The sequence below is a fragment of the Pirellulales bacterium genome (assembly GCA_035533075.1).
Taxonomy (GTDB): Bacteria; Planctomycetota; Planctomycetia; order Pirellulales; family JAICIG01; genus DASSFG01.
Genome location: DATLUO010000246.1, coordinates 14,435 through 31,773, shown reverse-complemented (window position 1 = coordinate 31,773; position 17,339 = coordinate 14,435). Strand labels below are relative to the sequence as shown.

General features: G+C 62.9%; 13 protein-coding genes. 7 read left to right on the top strand and 6 right to left on the bottom strand.

Features of this window, described 5'->3' with window-relative positions; genetic code table 11:
- The first annotated feature begins 56 nt into the window (after positions 1-56).
- Positions 57-2,030 (top strand): aconitate hydratase, encoded by a 1,974-nt coding sequence (locus VNH11_30655; GenBank protein ID HVA50745.1) that lies wholly within the window; start codon positions 57-59, stop codon positions 2,028-2,030.
- A 65-nt stretch (positions 2,031-2,095) separates the two neighbouring features.
- On the opposite strand, the gene VNH11_30650 is transcribed toward VNH11_30655, so the two are convergent.
- Positions 2,096-3,553 (bottom strand): sigma-54 dependent transcriptional regulator, encoded by a 1,458-nt coding sequence (locus VNH11_30650; GenBank protein ID HVA50744.1) that lies wholly within the window; start codon positions 3,551-3,553, stop codon positions 2,096-2,098.
- A 177-nt stretch (positions 3,554-3,730) separates the two neighbouring features.
- On the opposite strand from VNH11_30650, the gene VNH11_30645 reads away from it, so the two are divergent.
- Positions 3,731-4,384 (top strand): hypothetical protein, encoded by a 654-nt coding sequence (locus tag VNH11_30645; protein HVA50743.1) that lies wholly within the window; start codon positions 3,731-3,733, stop codon positions 4,382-4,384.
- A 30-nt stretch (positions 4,385-4,414) separates the two neighbouring features.
- On the opposite strand, the gene VNH11_30640 is transcribed toward VNH11_30645, so the two are convergent.
- Together VNH11_30640 and VNH11_30635 are read right to left on the bottom strand one after the other, a co-directional pair.
- Positions 4,415-5,113, bottom strand: coding sequence for a non-canonical purine NTP pyrophosphatase (locus VNH11_30640; protein HVA50742.1), 699 nt, complete (start codon positions 5,111-5,113; stop codon positions 4,415-4,417).
- A gap of 158 nt (positions 5,114-5,271) precedes the next feature.
- A complete protein-coding gene (locus tag VNH11_30635) occupies positions 5,272-6,492 on the bottom strand; it encodes a DEAD/DEAH box helicase (GenBank protein ID HVA50741.1) in 1,221 nt (406 codons plus the stop codon).
- Between the two features lie 280 nt (positions 6,493-6,772).
- Between VNH11_30635 and VNH11_30630 the strand changes: the two genes are divergently transcribed.
- The 4 genes from VNH11_30630 to VNH11_30615 all read left to right on the top strand — a co-directional run bounded on the left by VNH11_30630 (position 6,773) and on the right by VNH11_30615 (position 11,687).
- A complete protein-coding gene (locus VNH11_30630) occupies positions 6,773-8,182 on the top strand; it encodes an aldehyde dehydrogenase family protein (GenBank protein ID HVA50740.1) in 1,410 nt (469 codons plus the stop codon).
- A 35-nt stretch (positions 8,183-8,217) separates the two neighbouring features.
- Entirely contained in the window at positions 8,218-9,387 is a 1,170-nt protein-coding gene (locus VNH11_30625) for a GNAT family N-acetyltransferase (protein ID HVA50739.1), read from the top strand.
- A 548-nt stretch (positions 9,388-9,935) separates the two neighbouring features.
- The gene (locus VNH11_30620) at positions 9,936-10,571 is read left to right on the top strand and encodes a methyltransferase domain-containing protein (GenBank protein ID HVA50738.1); all 636 of its coding nucleotides are present in this window, start codon (positions 9,936-9,938) and stop codon (positions 10,569-10,571) included.
- 342 nt (positions 10,572-10,913) lie between these two features.
- Complete coding sequence (locus tag VNH11_30615; protein ID HVA50737.1) at positions 10,914-11,687, top strand: DUF4058 family protein; 774 nt, start codon at positions 10,914-10,916, stop codon at positions 11,685-11,687.
- Here the strand turns inward: VNH11_30615 and VNH11_30610 are convergent.
- From VNH11_30610 to VNH11_30600, 3 genes are all read right to left on the bottom strand, one after another.
- Positions 11,684-13,852, bottom strand: coding sequence for an alpha-amylase/4-alpha-glucanotransferase domain-containing protein (locus tag VNH11_30610; protein ID HVA50736.1), 2,169 nt, complete (start codon positions 13,850-13,852; stop codon positions 11,684-11,686). The genes VNH11_30615 and VNH11_30610 overlap by 4 nt on opposite strands.
- 81 nt (positions 13,853-13,933) lie before the next feature.
- Positions 13,934-14,965 (bottom strand): galactose-1-phosphate uridylyltransferase, encoded by a 1,032-nt coding sequence (gene galT / locus VNH11_30605; protein HVA50735.1) that lies wholly within the window; start codon positions 14,963-14,965, stop codon positions 13,934-13,936.
- Between the two features lie 62 nt (positions 14,966-15,027).
- Positions 15,028-16,605, bottom strand: a complete 1,578-nt coding sequence (locus tag VNH11_30600) for a tetratricopeptide repeat protein (protein ID HVA50734.1) — start codon at positions 16,603-16,605, stop codon at positions 15,028-15,030.
- Between the two features lie 110 nt (positions 16,606-16,715).
- Here VNH11_30600 and VNH11_30595 point away from each other — a divergent pair, with 110 nt between their 5' ends.
- Positions 16,716-17,072 (top strand): type II toxin-antitoxin system HicB family antitoxin, encoded by a 357-nt coding sequence (locus tag VNH11_30595; protein HVA50733.1) that lies wholly within the window; start codon positions 16,716-16,718, stop codon positions 17,070-17,072.
- Positions 17,073-17,339 lie beyond the last annotated feature (267 nt).

The following is a 17,339-nucleotide window of genomic DNA, read 5'->3' as shown; positions in this document are numbered from 1 at the left end:
GGATATCCGCCACCTGGGCACGAAAAATGCGAACAAAGAGCCGGGAGGTGAAAGGCATGCGTTCGAACGTCGCTCAGAAACTGATCGCGTCGCATTTGCTCGAAGGCGAAATGTCGCCGGGCGAAGAAATCGCCTTGCGAATCGATCAAACCCTCACGCAAGACGCTACCGGCACGACAGTCATGCTGGAGCTTGAGGCGCTCGATGTCGATCGCGTGCAGACGGAGGTTTCAGTGCAGTATGTCGACCACAACCTGCTGCAAGAGGACCACAAGAATCCCGAAGACCACCTGTTTCTGTACAGCGCCGCTCGGCGTCATGGCCTCTGGTTCAGCCGGCCCGGCAACGGAGTGAGCCACCCGCTGCACCAAGAACGGTTCGGCAAGCCCGGCAAAACCCTGCTCGGCTCCGACAGCCATACGCCGGCCGCCGGCTCGATCGGCATGCTGGCCATCGGCGCCGGCGGCGTCGAGGTGGCCCTGGCCATGGCCGGGCGGCCGTTCTATGTGCGGATGCCCGAAATTTGGGGCGTGCGACTGACCGGCAAGCTGCCCGATTGGGTGAGCGCCAAGGATGTCGTGTTGGAGATGCTGCGTCGCCACACGGTCAAGGGCGCGGTGGGCCGCATCCTCGAGTACCACGGCCCCGGCCTGGCGTCGCTGTCGGCCATGGACCGGCACGTGATCGCCAATATGGGCACCGAGCTGGGCGCCACGACGACCGTCTTTCCCTCCGATGGCGAAATCAGGCGGTTCTTGCGGTCGCAGGGACGCGAGAGCGATTGGACCGAACTGGCGGCCGACGACGGCGCGAGCTACGACCTGGAGGAAGAAATGGATCTGGCGAAGCTGGAACCGTTGATCGCCCTGCCTTCCAGCCCCGACAACGTGGTGCCCGTCCGCGAGGTCGCAGGGCGGCCGATCTATCAGGCGTACCTCGGCTCGTCGGCGAATCCCGGTTATCGCGATTTTGCCGTGCCGGCCGAGATGGTCCGAGGACGTCGAGTGCATGAACGCGTCTCGTTCGACGTCAACCCCACGTCGCGGCAGATTCTGGAAAATCTCGTGCGCGACGGGCATCTGCTGTCGTTGATTCACGCCGGCGCCCGCTTGCACCAAGCGGGCTGCAACGGCTGCATCGGCATGGGACAAGCGCCGGCCACCGGCAAGCTGAGCCTGCGCACCGTGCCCCGCAACTTTCGCGGCCGGTCGGGCACGGGCGACGACCAGGTCTGCCTGGTCAGCCCCGAGACCGCCGCGGCTTCGGCCCTGGCGGGCGAAATCACCGACCCGCGCACGCTCGATATGCCGTATCCGCGCATCGTAGAACCCGAACAGCCTTCGCTCAATCGCGAATTGTTCTTGCCGCCACTGAAGCCGGACGAAGCCCGCCGGGTGGAGTTGATCCAAGGCGAGAACATCGCCCCGCTGCCGGAGTTCGACGGGCTGCCCGAGCTGCTGGAGCTGCCCGTGCTGCTGCGGGTCGGCGATAACATTTCGACCGACGACATCCTGCCGGCGGGCAGCAAGGTGTTGCCCTATCGCAGCAATGTGCCGAAATTGAGCGAGTTCGTCTATTACGCCGTGGACGGCGAGTATGTTTCGCGCGCTCGCCGGCGGGGCGATCACGCGATTGTCGGCGGGCACAACTATGGCCAAGGCTCAAGCCGCGAGCATGCGGCGCTGGCGCCTCGCTACTTGGGACTGCGGCTGGTGCTGGCCAAGAGTTTTGCTCGCATCCACTGGCAGAACCTCGTCAATTTCGGCATTGTACCGCTGGTCGTCAGCGACGAGTCGCAGTTCGACGAGCTGAACAACGCGGCGGTGCTCACGATCGACGAACCCGCCGAGCAATTGCGGGCCGGCAAAACCGTGACCGTGGAGAACGCGGCCAGGCACGACCGCTTCGAGGCGCGCCACCAGTTGTCGGACCGGCAGATCGAGATTCTGATTGCCGGCGGGGTTATCAACTGGTCGAAGCGGCGTTCGCCCGGCGCCCCTCGCCGTGCGGTTGCGTCGGTCAACAGATAGACCTAGCTCGCTTGCCCCACCTTACAACGTTTTGCTTAACCCACACGCTCTGGCCGCAAGCCGGCTCATTCGCCTTCGTCCTCATCGTCGCTGTCACCGTTGGCCGAACTGACGACGGCGCCGACCGCGATCCGATATTGGCGGATCTTGTTGCGCAGGCTGCCCCGCGTGATGCCGAGTATTTTGGCCGCCTGCGATTGATTGCCGGCCGTCTTTTCCAGCACCCGCGCCAATAAGTAACGCTCCATGACGGCGATCGACGCCGCGTGCAAGCCTTCGCCGCCGTTGGCCAAGGCGTCGTCGATAAACGCTTCCAGCCGGAACCCGGGCCCTTCGTCTGCCTGAGCCGACGCCGGTGTTTTGCGGCCGGTGCGGATCTCTTCGGGCAGGAACTCCGGCAGCAAAACCTGGCCGCTGGCGTGCAACAGCGCCTGGCGAAGGGCGCTTTGCAGCTCGCGAATGTTGCCGGGCCAGTGATACCGCATCAGCATCTGCATCGCTTCGGGCGAGATGCCCGCCACGTCTTTGCCCAACTCGGCAGCGAAGCGGGAGAAGAACTGGCCAATGAGCAGAATCAAATCGTCGCCCCTCTCGCGCAGCGGCGGAAGCTGAATGGTGAAGCCGTTCAGCCGATAATAGAGGTCCGCCCTGAAATCGCCCTCCTCGACCATCTTCTCCAAATCGCGGTTCGTGGCGGCGATCACCCGGACGTCGGTCTTGATCGTTTCGCTGCCGCCAAGGCGTTCGAAGCGCTGCTCCTGCAGCAATCGCAAGAGCTTGCTTTGTACCATCGGCGAAAGATCGCCGATTTCGTCCAGAAAGAGCGTGCCTCCGGAAGATTGCTCAAAGCGCCCGATCCGCCTGTTTTCGGCGCCCGTGAACGAGCCTTTTTCGTGGCCAAACAACTCGCTTTCCAGCAAGGTGTCTGGGATGGCCGACATGTTGACGGCCAGAAACCGCGCGTGTGCGCGCGGACTGTGCTGGTAAATGGCCCTCGCCACAAGTTCTTTGCCCGTGCCCGTCTCGCCGCGGATCAAGACCGTCACGTTGTGGGGGGCAACGCGGCCGATCCGCTTGAACACGTCGTTCATCGCCGGGCAGCGGCCAATGAACACGTCCGAACCATCGGCGGTCGGCCCTTCGGGCAACTGCACCGGCACGTGCATGGCCCGGCGGTTGTCGAGTGCCCGGTTCACCAGATCGCGCACCTCAATGACGTTGAGCGGCTTCACCAGATAGTCGTAGGCGCCCAGCTTCATGGCCTCGATCGCCGTTTCGCTGCTGCCTCCGGCCGTGATGAAGATGACGGGCAACTTGGGATCGTGCCGGTGAATTTGTTGATAGGTGTCGAGACCCGATTGGTCGGGGAGCATGATGTCGAGAACCACCACGTCGGGACGGCACTCGGCCAACAACTGCACGCCTTCGGCCGCCGTGCGTGCCGTGCAGACCCGCGTTTGGGTGCCGGCAAAGATGCGCTCGAAGAGGTGCGGCACGCTACGGTCGTCGTCAACGATCAGCACGGTCAACAAAGCGGGATTCTCCTTAAGGAAAGTAGGAAGGTTCAAGCGAGAGTAGCGAAGAAACCGATGGCAATGGTATTATCGAAGATGACGGCGCGAACGGCGTCGTTCAGCCGTGGCGCGCCGTTCGCAAACGAGCCCGCACGTGTTGGCCAAACTTGATCCGAGGGCGTAAGCGTGAGAATTCACCAATTCCGCATGGGGGTTCCGGGCTTATTCGGCATTTCGGCCCTGGTGGCGGCTTGTCTTTCGGGGGCGGCTACAGCACAGGAACACATCGAATTGCTTCCGCCGATCCAAGCATCGCCAGGGCCGCTCGAAAGCGTGCCAAATGCGGCCGCTCAGTCCGCGGCGAACCGAGCGTCCAGCCAGGCTGGCTCCCGCGACAACGCGCGTTATCGGAAGTTCAACAACAAGTGGTGGTACTGGTTGCCGAACAACCAATGGGCGCTCTGGGACGGCAAGCAATGGACGATTCCCAGCCCGAAGGCCCATGAATATCAGGAATGGCGCCAGCAGCAATTCGCGGGCCGTTACAGCGATTCGGGGTCTCAGGACGACGCCATGCGTCGCCGCGCGGTCGAGCGCTGGCGAAACAGCTCCGCTTCTCAGGGAGCGCTGACCAAGAACGACGGCGATTATCAGCGCCAGATCGACCGCTTCCACGACAAGCTGATGATCACTCCCTACGACTATCGAATCGGCACGGCGGGGCACGGGTTGTTTGATTGCGACCCCGATCGCGTGATCGCCAACACGGGCCGCTTCAACTACGCCACCAGCGGCGGCGGCTACATGGGCGGCGCGCTTCGCTCGCCCTATGGATACTAGCGCCGCGTGAAGTTGCTCGCTGGTCCCACCCTACACGATCAGGCGCTGGATGGCCGGCAGCAGCTTGCGCATGGCACGCGCACGATGACTGAGGCACGCTTTCACTTCCGGGCCGAGATCGCCGAACGTGCGATGATATTCGACGATCTCAAACAGCGGGTCGTAGCCGAAACCACCGCTTCCGCTGGGGGCCAAGAGAATGCGGCCATGACAATCGTCTTCGGCCTCGGCCCCGACCTGGCCGTCGGGACCGGCCAGCGTGGCATGGCAAACGTAACGCGCCGTGCGGCGCTCAAGTGGCACATCGGCCAGTTCTTCGAGCAAGCGGCGGTTGTTGTCGCCGTCGCTCGCTGAAGGGCCGGCATAACGCGCGGAATGCACGCCCGGCCGGCCGCCAAGCGCGTCGACGCACAAGCCGCTGTCGTCAGCCAACACCCACTGGCCCAGTCGCTTCGCATGCTCGGTGGCCTTGATGGCCGCATTGGCGGCAAAGGTATCGCCCGTCTCCGCTACTTCCGCCGGCGGAAAATCGGCCAAGGTCCGCACCCGCACACCGAGCGGCGCGACAAGTTCCGCCAGTTCCTGGCCTTTCTTGCGGTTCGCCGTGCCAATAATTAGGCAGAGATTCATATTGAGGCTGTAGGGTGGGGCCAGCGAGCTTGCGAGCGCCGGCCCACCATTGGCGACGGCGCTTTTCATCTCCAGCGCGCTGGAGATCACCCCCCACATGGTTCTCCGGAATGGATCACCAGCGCGCTGGTGATCACCCCCCACATGGTTTCGCTGGGAGAGACCTCCAGCGCGCTGGAGGTCTCTCTCCAGGTAAGCGACATCGCTTACGGCGGGCCGGCGCTCGCAAGCTCGCTGGTCCCACCCTACGTGCCAATTTACAGTGCCCGACGGATGCGGCGCGGGGGACGCCCGCCGCGGCCGGCCATCGCGGGCCGTTTCGCTTCGGCCGGAGCGGCAGTGCCGTCCTCGGCCTCGACCGCCACGGCCGGCACGGCCACCGTGCGCGGCGGCACGGCCTCGAATCCTTCCACCTCGCCCCGCGTCAACAGCTTTTCGATGCGCATTTCAATCCGCGTCAATTCGGGGCCTTCTTCCGGCGTCACGAAGGTATAGGCGATCCCCTCGCGTCCCATTCGCCCGGTGCGGCCCACGCGGTGGACGTAGTCGTCGCAGAAGCTGGGAATGTCGTAGTTGATGATGTGCGAGATGCCAGTCACGTCGATGCCGCGGCCGACCACGTCGGTGGCCACCAGGCAGCGGATTTGGCCCTCTCGGAAGCGGGCCATTGCCCGGTCGCGCGCGCTTTGCTGTAGATCGCCGTGGATGCAGTCGACGCCGTCAATCTTCTTTTGCAAATGGCGATAGACCTTCTCGGTGCCCCGCTTCGTGCGGCAGAAAACGATCGTCTGCCGCGGCTTGTCGCGCTTGAGCAGCTTGACCAGCAGTTCGAATTTCTTCTCCGGAATGACCGTGAAGTAGAATTGCTCGATCGTCTCGACCGACACGTCGGTGGGTGAGAAATTGAGCGTCTCGGGGTCGCGCATGTAGCGCGTCGCCAAGCGGGCCACCGGCGGCGGCACCGTGGCGCTGAGCAACATGGTCTGCCGCGAGCTGGGACAGCGGCGAAGGATTTTTTCGATGTCGGGGCGAAAGCCGATGTCGAGCATGCGGTCGGCCTCGTCGAGCACGACAAATTGCAGGTCGCTGAGCGTGAGCGTGCCGCGCCCGATGTGGTCGAGCACCCGGCCCGGCGTGCCGATGATGCAGTCGACGCCGCGATGCAGCTTCTCGATCTGTGCGCGGATGGGGGTGCCGCCGTAGAGGGCCACGGCGTGCGTCTTGCGGCCGTGGGCGAGCTTGACGAACTCGTCTCGCACTTGCACCGCCAGTTCTCGCGTCGGCACCAGCACCAGGGCTTGCGGATTGTGCCCGCGTCGCTCGGCTTTTTCGAGAATCGGAATCGCGAACGCGGCCGTCTTTCCGGTTCCCGTACGGGCCTGGCCAAGCAAATCGACGCCGGCCAGCGCACGCGGAATGAGGCCCGCCTGAATCGGCGTCGGCTCGAGATAGCCCGCCCGATCGAGCGCAGCGAGCATGGTGGGTGATAATTCGAGTGCCCGGAACCCCGCTGGGGACTCGACGGGCGATTGCGAAAAGTTCTTTCCTGACACTAAACTAGGCTCATCCTTGGTATCTTTTTTATAACGATAGCTGGGCAAAGGGGTTTGGTCAATTAGGGTTTGGGGATTAGGGTTTGGGGATTAGGGTTTGGGGTCCAGGATTCAGGCAATTGCGAATTGCGAATTTGCAATTGCCTGACGCCTGACGCCTGACGCCTGCTTAACTTAACGCCTTCTCAAATCGCTGAAGTATGCCATGAAAATGTTCCTCCGCGGCCAATGGGCCGATAAATCCGAAAAGATCGAGGTCCGCAATCCGTTCGATGGCTCCGTGGTCGATACGGTGCCCGAGGGCGACGCGGGCGATATTGCCAGCGCCGTCGAAGGCGCCGTCGAGGGGGCGGCGCTGATGCGGCGGACCGCCGGCTACGACCGTTCTCAAATTCTCAGTCGGGCCGCCGAGCTGATGCGCCAACGCACCGACGAATTGGGCCGGACCATTAGTCTGGAAGTCGGCAAGACGTTTGCCGAAGGAAAGACCGAGGTCCAGCGCGCGACCGAAACGATTCAGCTTTCGGCCGAAGAGGCGAAGCGGATCTGCGGCGAGATGGTGCCGCTCGACGGCGCCCCCGGCGGGGCGGGCAAGCTCGGCTTTACGCTGCGCGTGCCGTGCGGCGTGGTGGCCGCCATCACGCCCTTCAACTTCCCTCTCAATTTGGTCTGCCACAAGGTCGGCCCGGCCCTGGCGGCGGGAAACGCCGTGGTGGTCAAACCGGCCAGCGATACGCCGCTCTCGGCCTTGAAACTGGTCGAAATCTTGCTCGAAGCCGGCTTGCCGCCGGCGGCCATCGCCTGCGTCACCGGTCCAGGCGGCACGTTGGGCGATGCCCTGGTCCGCGACCCCCGTGTGCGTAAGGTAAGCTTTACCGGCAGCCGCGAGGTGGGCGAAAAACTATGTCAGGCGGCGGGGCTGAAAAAAGTGACCCTGGAACTTGGCTCGAACAGCCCGCTCATCGTCATGCCCGACGCCGACTTGGAGAAAGTGGCTGAATTGGCGGTGTTGACGGGTTATGCCAACGCTGGGCAAACCTGCATCAGCACGCAGCGCGTGATCGCGATGGGCGAGGTTTACGGTGACCTGCTGGACGCGCTACGGCCCAAAGTGGCCGCATTGAAGGCCGGCGATCCGTTCGACGCCGAGGTGAAAATGGGTCCGATGATTCGCGAAAAAGACGCCGAGCGCGTGGGCCAGTGGGTCGATGAGGCGGTGGCCGGCGGCGCCAGGCTGCTGGCCGGCGGCCGGCGGCACGGATCGCTGTTCGAGCCGACGTTGGTCGCGGACGTCAAGCCCGAAATGCGGATAAGCTGCGACGAGTTGTTCGGCCCGGCCGTGGCCGTCACCCGCACCGCTTCGCTGGAGGAAGCCATTGCCTTGGCGAACGACTCTCGCTACGGTCTTAGCGCCGGCATTTTCACGCAGAACATCGACTGGGCACTGCGGTTCGCACGCGAGGTCGATTCCGGCAATATCCATATTAACTGGGGTCCGGCATGGCGGGCCGACCTGATGCCTTACGGCGGGCTGAAAGAGAGCGGCTTCGGCAAAGAAGGGCCGAGGTATGCCGTCGAAGAAATGACCGAAACCAAGATGGTGGTCGTACACTGAAAGTCCGCCTTTCCCCTGACGAGGATTGAGTTCCCATGACGACTGGATTGAGCAAGAGCGTTCGTGCGGCACGAACGATGGCCGACGTGGCCGTGACTCCCGTGACGAGCTGGCGCGAGCGCCGCCAGTTCGTGCAGTTTCCCTTCGACCTGTATCGCGACGACCCGAACTGGATGCCGCCGCTGTTGGGCAACCAGAAGGAGCTGCTCGGATACAAGCGGCATCCCTTCTATGACCACGCCGATTGCCAGACGTTCCTGGCGCGGCGCAACGGCCGGGTGTGCGGCCGGATTGCCGCCATCATCAACCGAGCACACAACGACTTCAATAAGGAGCGGCGCGGGTTTTTCGGTTTCTTCGAGTCGACGGACGACCCGGCCGTGGCCCGCTCGCTGTTCGCCGCCGCCGCCGGCTGGCTCAAGCAGCACGGGATGGAGTCGCTGCGCGGGCCGGCCAACCCCTCGATGAACTACGAATGCGGGCTGTTGATCGAAGGGTTCGACAGTCCGCCGACGTTCATGATGACCTACAATCCGCCCTATTATCCGCAGCTTGTCGAGAGCTATGGCTTCACCAAGGGCCACGACCTGCTGGCCTATCTCGGTGAGCGCGGCGACCTGCCGTCGGTGGCCGCCCGGCTGAACCCGCTGGCCGACCAGGCCCAGGCCCGTTGCAACGCCGTCATCCGCCACACGACCCGCCGCACGTTCAAGGCCGACGTCGAGGCGTTCGTCGATCTTTACAATCGCACGCTGACGGTGAATTGGGGCTTTGTGCCCTTGCCGCCGGGCGAAATGCGAAAGCTGGCGGCGTCGCTGGAGCACCTGATCGTGCCCGAGCTGGCGGTTATCGCCGAGGTCGAGGGCGTGCCGGTGGGGGCGATCATCGGCCTGCCCGACTACAACCCCCGCATCAAAGAGATCGGCGGGCGGCTGTTTCCGTTCGGCGTGTTCCGGCTGCTCAGCAAGAAGAAGGACATTTCGCGCGTGCGGATTCTGAGCATCAACGTCGTGCCCGAATATCAGCGTTGGGGCCTGGGCCTGGTGCTGATGAAGGCGCTCTCGCCGAAGGGGATCGAGCTGGGCTTCGACGAAGCCGAGTTCTCCTGGATTTCGGAAGACAACGACCTGGCCCGCCTGGGCCTGGAAAAGGGCGGGGCCAAGGTCTACAAGAAGTACCGCATGTACGACTTGAATGCCCTTTGAAAACAGAAACGCCCGGCCAATCCGACCGGGCGCTTCTCTCTCGTCGTTTCTGTGACGCCGTGGACGAGGGCAGAACTCGCGTGAGCGAGTTCCGGGGCCTTCTGCTCTCGGACGCGCGAATGCGGCCGGCGGCAGACGTCCTGGCGACGTGGCTAGCCTCAAAAGGCGCGCTACTTCTTCTTCGCGGTCTTCTTCTTAGCTGCCTTCTTCTTGGGAGCTGCCTTTTTGGCTGCTTTCTTCTTGGCCACCGTACGTCCTCCAAATGAGAGTGACGGCGACTTCCTTGCCGCTTGCCGGGCTGGGGGCGGAAGCTCGACAGGTTCGTCGCCACGGAAACGTTTGCTCCCAACCATCCGTCGCTTCTTCACTTGCGGGCCGAACGAACCGGCCCGCGGTGCCTCGGTCGATCGGATGATCGGTCGCGTTCATCTTGATTGCCTCGCCGTCGTGCGGAGAGAATGGCTCGCGATCGTTGGATCGACGAGCAACTTCGCCAACGACGTCGAAGCAATGCTCGATAACTGAGATATAGTACGCATTTCGCGCCAATGTGCAAGCAGAATTCTTGGTCGGAGCAATACAAATTTCGTTGCGCCGTCGCCGCGCGCTTCGGCCGCGTGTTCGATTTGCCGCTCGTGCGCCGCGCGCGCGACGTGCTGCTCGACGTGGTGCGCGATGAAAACGACGTGCTCGACGTCGGCGCCGGCGACCGCCGCATGGGCGAGATGTTCGCCGAAAAACGACGCGGCGTGCGCTATCGCTCGCTCGACATCGACCCGCGCGGCGGGCACGACTATCACGCGCTCGACGCCGTCGATCGCTCGTTCGATTTGATCTTCGCCCTGGAAACCGCCGAGCACCTTTCCTTCGACGAGCTGCCCGAGTGGCTCGGGCAACTGGCGAAACTGCTCAAGCCGGCTGGACACCTGGTGCTGAGCACGCCCAACACCTATTATCCGCCCGCCTATCTGCGCGACGCCTCGCACCGCACGCCGCTGTGCTACGACGAGTTGGGCGGCCTGCTCGAAGCCGCGGGACTGGAAGTGACCCGGATCGCCCGCATCTACAATCATCCGCCGCACCAGGTGATCTTGCGGCGCTACGTTTTCGGCTGGCTGTTCCGCCTGATCGGCATCGACTTCGCCCGGCAGATCATCGTCGTGGCGCAGAAGAGGAATCCGTAGGGTGGGACCAGCGAGCTTGCGAGCGCCGGCCCACCGAGAAGAGGCGTCAGGCTTTAGGCGCGACGTTCTACGCGTGCCTAACACCTAACGCCCAATGCCTTAAAGGTGGTGGGCCGGCGCTCGAAAGCTCACTGGTCCCACCCTATGAGCTGACTGTGCCACGGCTATGGCGGGCTTCTCCATGCGGCTCTCGGCGCGAGAGGTGTCGACCGACAGGCTCATCGCCGCCGTTCCAGCGGCCGCTGGCGTAAGGGCGTCGCACTTGAGTATTGCGCGATGTTTGCGGATGATAAGAAGAGGCGTGCTTTGAAAAGGTCGGGCTTAGGTCACTCGGAGGATTACATGTCGTGCCCATTTCCCGGCATGGACCCCTATCTTGAAGGCGAATTGTGGACCACGTTCCACATTCAGTTGGCGGTGGAAATTGCGCGTCAGTTGACCCCCAGGCTCTTGCCGCGCTATCTCGCCTTTGCCAACCAGCGTCAGGTAACGGATACTCCTGAGGAGGTTTCGATCGAGGCAACGGATGTCTACCCTGATGTGGGCGTGGTTGAGGCGAGGCAGGCGCCATTGCCCATTGGCGGCGCCGCGCTGGCCGAGGCTCCGATCAAACTGACGACCGTGGTGCCTTCGCGGGTTCCGCATTCGTGGGTCGAGATACGAGATCGATCCGGACGTGAGCTCGTGACGCTGATCGAGATCCTCTCGCCCACGAATCAACGCAGCGACGGCCGCAAGGAATACCTGGAGAAGCGCAAGAAAATTCTTCTGAGCACGGCCCATCTGCTGGAGATCGACTTGCTTCGCAAGGGGAAGCGAGTTCCCATGACGAAGCCGTTGCCGGCTGCCGACTATTTTGTGTTCTTGACACGCGCCAACAGGCGGCCGGAAACGGAAGTTTGGCCGGTTCCCCTGTTCGATCGTCTGCCGACGGTGCGCGTACCTCTGCGAGAGCCGGACCCCGACGTTCCGTTGGATCTGCAACAAGCATTCTCCACGATCTACGAGCTGTCGCCCTACGCCGTGGCCATCGACTATTCGAAGCCGCCAGACGTGCCTCTGTCCACAGCCGCCGCAGCCTGGGCAGCGGAACGAATCAGGGCAATTCAAGGCTAATGCGCCACGGCCACGGCCGGCTTTTCCATGCGGCTCTCGGCGCGCGAGGTGTCGACCGAGAGGCTCATGGTCACGCTCCAGCGGCCGTCGGCGTCGGCCTGAATGTACCAGCGAGGCAGCACGACCACCGATTGATGCACCAACTCGAAGCCGCCCTCCGACTGGCTCACCGTCTCGATCGGGAACGTCCAGATCGACGCCGGACAGCTCGCACGCCACACCAGCTCGATGCCCAGCCATTCGTCTACCAGCCCTAGCGCGCCCGCGCCGGTCAAGTCGAGCTGGCGGCCAAGATGACCGAGCCGGCGGCCTTCGCCGTCGTGAAAATAGCGGTCGTCGCAATTGGACGGCATGGCCGCGAAGTTGAACTCGATGCCGAAGTGCATCGCCTGGCCCGGCGGCAACCCTTCGAGCAAATAGGCGATTTCCAAGGTCGAGCTACCCGACGAGAGCGTGACGCCCTTGGTCACTTTCACCGCACGCCCACAGGCGATGCCCTGACGCGACATCTGCACCTGGATGCGGTGCGGACTGCGACGCACGCGGGCCTCGTACGTGCCTTGCACAAAGTCGCCGCGCTCGGCCGAGTGCCCGGATACCAGCGCGTTGATCGATGTCTCGTTGTCGAAAAAATGGTCGAGCAGGCTTTTGCGCGGCAAAGTGTCGTATTGCAGCCTCTGATCGAGGCCCGGCTGCTTGAACACCACGCGGTCGTGAATGCTGGCCACGTGCCCGTTCGTGCCGGCAGCCCCGGCCAACACTTTGCGATGATAGGCTTCCGGCCTGCGGGCCAGCGTCGCCAGCAGGTTCAAGCAGATCGACCGCACGTCGAGCTCGTACATCATGCCGCCGCGATAAGGCGACAACAGCGCGGCCAGCTTGTCGTTGGCCAGAAACGCCTCTTGCCGGGCGTCGAGATTGAAGTCGCTGGCCGTGGCCTCGACCCAATTCTCGCCGCGGTCGGCCGCCCGGTCGAGCAGGTTGTCGGCCGCGATCAGATGATTATAGACCGCGTTGCGGAGGTGCGGCAGATAGATGCCGCCGAAGGCCCCGTGCCAGTAGCTGCAGTTGCACTGTCCGCGATACAGCTCGGTGCGAGCGTAGCCGACCAGCTCCGGATCGTGCTCCGCCTCGACGGCCTGCTCCAGCTTGCGGCTGACCATCAGCATGCGGGTATACATCTCGTCGCTTTCGGGATACTTCACCTTGAAGTTCCGCCAGAAGCCGCCTTTGACGAACTGGGTCAGTGCCGGCCAGCGCGCGTCGTGCTCCATCTCGTGCTTCAGCCGCTCGTATTCGACGAGCTGCTCCGTGGGCAGCGCCCACTCGGTCATCTCGCGGTAGCTGCTGTCGGGCAGGTAAATCTTGCCCAAGGGCGGCACGTTGTCGACGGCCTCGCCCAGCGTCGTGATCTTGATCCAGCTTTCGTTGGCCACCAGCAGGTCGAAGAACCGCGTCAGCCAGCCGTTGGTGTAGACGTGCGTGTGCGTTTCGGGCCAGGTGCCGAACTTCTCGCCGTCGTCGCCAAACACGGCCACGGCGCCGGGCCGCTGCGAGGCGATCCATTGCAGATGGTCGATCGTCTCTTGCGGCGAGGCGAAGGGAATCAGATACCGCAGCCGCTCGCTGCCGGGAAAGACGGCGATGAGCTGCCCGTCGTCCTCGGTCACGTAGTAGCCGTCGAGGTGGCCCTGCGTGAGGCCGGCGTTCTTGAAGTGGAAGTCGTCGAGCACCGTATATTGAATGCCGGCGGCGGCCAGATCGCTGGTAAACGACTGCTCCCAGACCCGTTCGGGAATCCATATTCCGCGGATCTTGGTCTCCAGCCGCTGCTCGAGCCACTGCGTGTAGCTGCGGATTTGCCCGATGCGGTCGCGGCTGGGGATCATCGCCAGGATCGGCTCGTAAAACGCCCCGCCGATGATCTCCACTCGTCCCGAGGCCACCAGTTCGCCCAGCCTTTCCAGATACTCGGGATGATTCGCGGCGATCCATTCCATCAACGAGCCGCTGGTATGCAGGCCGATCTTGAGCGTGGGATAGCGCTCGAAGACATCCAGGAAGGGCGAGTAGGCCTCCTGATAGGCTTGCTCCATCACGCCGGAAAAATTGCCGATCGGCTGGTGATTGTGCAGGGCCAGGACAAAGCGGATCGTGTTCGACATGTGGAATTGTTCGTGGTCAGTGGTCCGTGGTCAGTTCATCATCGTCCGCAAAAACTTGACTGCTTTACTTAATCGGCCAGTCTACTTGACCGGCAAGCTCCGTAACTCGTGCGACTCGACTTCCACGTCGCGCAAAAACGCCGCGGCCTCTTCGGGCGGCACGGAGTTGATGTAAAAGCCGCTGCCCCATTCGAAGCCCGCCGTCCTCGTCAGCCGTGGAATGATCTCGATGTGCCAGTGGTAATGGCCTAGTTCCGGGCTGTCGAACGGCGCGGTGTGCAAGATATAGTTGTAGCTCGGCCGGTCCAACGCCAGCTCGATGTTGCCGATCACCTGCCGTAACACGCGGGCCAGTTCTTCGACGCCGTGCTTTTGGATGTTCTCGTAGTGGCTGGCGTGGCCCTTGGGCAGAATCCAGGTCTCGAAGGGAAACCGGCTGGCGAACGGGCAAAAGGCCACAAAGCCGGGCGTGTCGAGCACGGTCCGCTTTTCGCCGGCCAGCTCTTGCTGCACCATGTCGCAAAACACGCAGCGGCCGCGGTAGCGATAAAACTCCTGCGACCCCTTCATCTCTTCCATGACGACGATCGGCACGATGGGCGTCACGATCAACTGGCTGTGCGTGTGTTCCAGCGAGGCGCCGGCCGCGGCCCCCACGTTCTTGAAGATCATGCCGTAGACGAGCCGCGGATCTTTCTTCAGGTCGACCAGCCGGTCGCGATAGACCCACAAGACTTCACGCAGTTCCTCTTCGGTCAGGTCCGAGCTGCTCAGCAGGTGCCGCGGCGATTCGATAATCACCTCATGCGCGCCGACGCCGCGCATCATGTCGTAGATTCCATCTCCCCGTTTGTTGAGATCGCCTTCGATCTCCAGGGCCGGGAACTTGTTGGGCACCACGCGCACCCGCCAGCCTTCGCCATTGGCCTGCGAACCGGCCGGGCGATAGGCCAGGATTTCTCTGGGCGTATAAGCTTCGTGGCCTGCGCAAAATGGGCAAAACGACCCCGGTACGAGTTGCGGCGTGCTCACAAAATCGTGCGGGCGCTTGGCGCGGCTTTTGGCCACGATCACCCAGCGGCCGACAATCGGGTCTTTGCGCAAGTCGGGCATAACCAAACCATCTTAGTGGTTTGGGGTAGGCGGCGCAAAGCTCAAAACGCGAAAAGGAGCTGCTAACGTTGCTCGCCGTCGTCCGACTTGCCGCGGGCCACTCGGCCCTGTGAATCCTCACGGCACGGCTGGTGGTCGCGATACAATTGCAACCGTTGTTCGGCTTCGGCCTTGAACGCGGCGCCGATGGCCAGTTCGATGGCCTTGGTCTGCCACTTGACGGCCGCGTCGAAGTCGCCCGTTTCGGCGTAGGCCGCGGCCAGCGTGTCGATGTAATCGGCACGCTTCCATTTCGATAGCTCGCAGGCCTCGGTGGCTGCCTCGACAGCCCGCTCACCGTTCAAATATCGCTCATCGGTCGATGTGGCGCAACGCCGAGCGGAAGCGTCGAGCGTGCTGGCGCGGCTTCGAGGAGCCTCGGCCTGTGCGGGGTTCGATTTGGCGGTTGTCGCGTCGTTTGCACCTGGCGCCGTCTGATGTAGGGCGTTGTAGAGCCGCCAGGGATCGACGTCGGCCTCGTTCTCCGCGGGTTTCTTGTTCTTCTCGCAGTTGGTGCTTGGAAGCGTTGCCGCGGATGCGGCCCGCTGCAAACGGGCCGCGGCGATGCGGTCGGCGTTCGACTTTTCCGTCGCGCCAAGGCGGTAATAGGCAAAGCCACGCGCTTCGAGTGCCTCGGCATTTTTTGGCAGGAGTTCGACGGCTTGGCTCAGGTCGGCAATGGCTTTTTCGTGGTCGCCCTGTCGCGAATGGATCTTGCCACGCTCGAACCGCGCCTTCCCACATTTGGGATTGAGGCGGACGGCCTCGCTGTAGGCCGCCATCGCGCGCTCGTCATCGCCCTTGGCTACCCAATAGGCGCCAATATGCCTGTACGCCGCCGACGCGGCCGGACCGTGCTTGAGCGATTCCTGGGCTTCCGCGAGCGCGCGTTCATTCTCGCCTTTGGCAAGGAAAATGGTGGCGCGGTTTGCGTACGCCTTCGCCAATCTCGGGCAGAGTTGGATCGCTCGATTGAGGTCCCACAGCGCCTTCTCCAGATCCTTTCTGTCATCCCAGGCGCGGCCAGGTATTTTGTATGCGGCCGCCTTGTCGTATCGGGCGCGACCGCGGTCGTTGTACGCATCCGCTAGAGTTGGATTAAAGCTGATGGCATCGTCGAAGGCGTCAATCGCAGAGTCGTATTCTTGCCGCTCGCGAAACGTCACTCCGCGGAGGTAATGTGCCGCGGCAAAATCCGGATCGAACTTGAGCGCCTGATCGATATCGTTGTCGATTTCCGATGCAAAACCGCCTTCGCGGCCCTTTGCGGCGGCCCTGGCGACGCAGGCGAACGCCGTCGGTTTTCGCGCGATTTCCGCCGTGAAGTACTCGACGGCGTCCCAGAGGGAGACAACGTCGCGCCGTGGAACCCAGCCTCGCCCGAGCCACAGCCATTCGCCCTGCACTTTCTGCACGCGTTCGATCACTCCGGCGTGCATCTCGCCCTGATCGTTGTTCTTGATGCGGAACTTCACGCCGGGATGCTTCGCCAACACCTGGCTGCCAACGGGCAACTTCGCGGGCCGCTCGGCGGCATCGCCCGCGGCTTGGGGAGCAAACATGAACAGCAAGAAAACGCATGGACGCACGAGTCGGTACATGGCCAAATCCTGCCAAGGGCAAACGACCGGTGAAGATGCGCGGGCTTCCGCGCACGAACGGCGCGGCAAAATAGGCGGTTCGACCGCGACACACAAGAGCAGAATGGCAGATGGCCACGATGGTTCGTGTTCTTGCTACAATAACGTGGGCGAGAGGTCGCATCGTCTTTTTATCTTTGCCCATCCGATACGCGAGCGGCGCTCTGACCTTCACCCGTCGCGAGACGCTTTTTTCCATGTGCAACGAGTTTACCGCCGTCTACGAACAAACCGACGACTGGTATACCGACGACTGGTATATTGGCTATTGTCCGGAGGTTCCCGGCGCCAATGGCCAAGGTCGCACACTTGAAGAGTGCCGTGAAAGCCTGCGAGATGCGAGCGCCTTGATTTTAGAAGATCGCCGCGAGAACGGCCTGCGCGGGGTGCCCACGGAGGCGATTCGCGAGACGCTGCTACTCGCATGAAGCGCACGGCACCTCGCCGCCCACTCAAGGTCGTTCGCGTCCACCGCCTGCCGCAACACGACAAGTCCCGCCGCCAGGAACCGGCCGTAAAACTCTCTCAGTTTTTCCAAATCTGGCGAGTTCATCGAGTTTCAAACACGTACGCGGGAAGTTGGCTTTTGGGAAGCAAAACGCGTTTTGCTTCTCCAATGTAATGGAGAAGATATGCGCACTTTATTGAGCCGTCGAAAAGCTTACGGCCAGACTGCACGAGCGATCAAGAAGCTG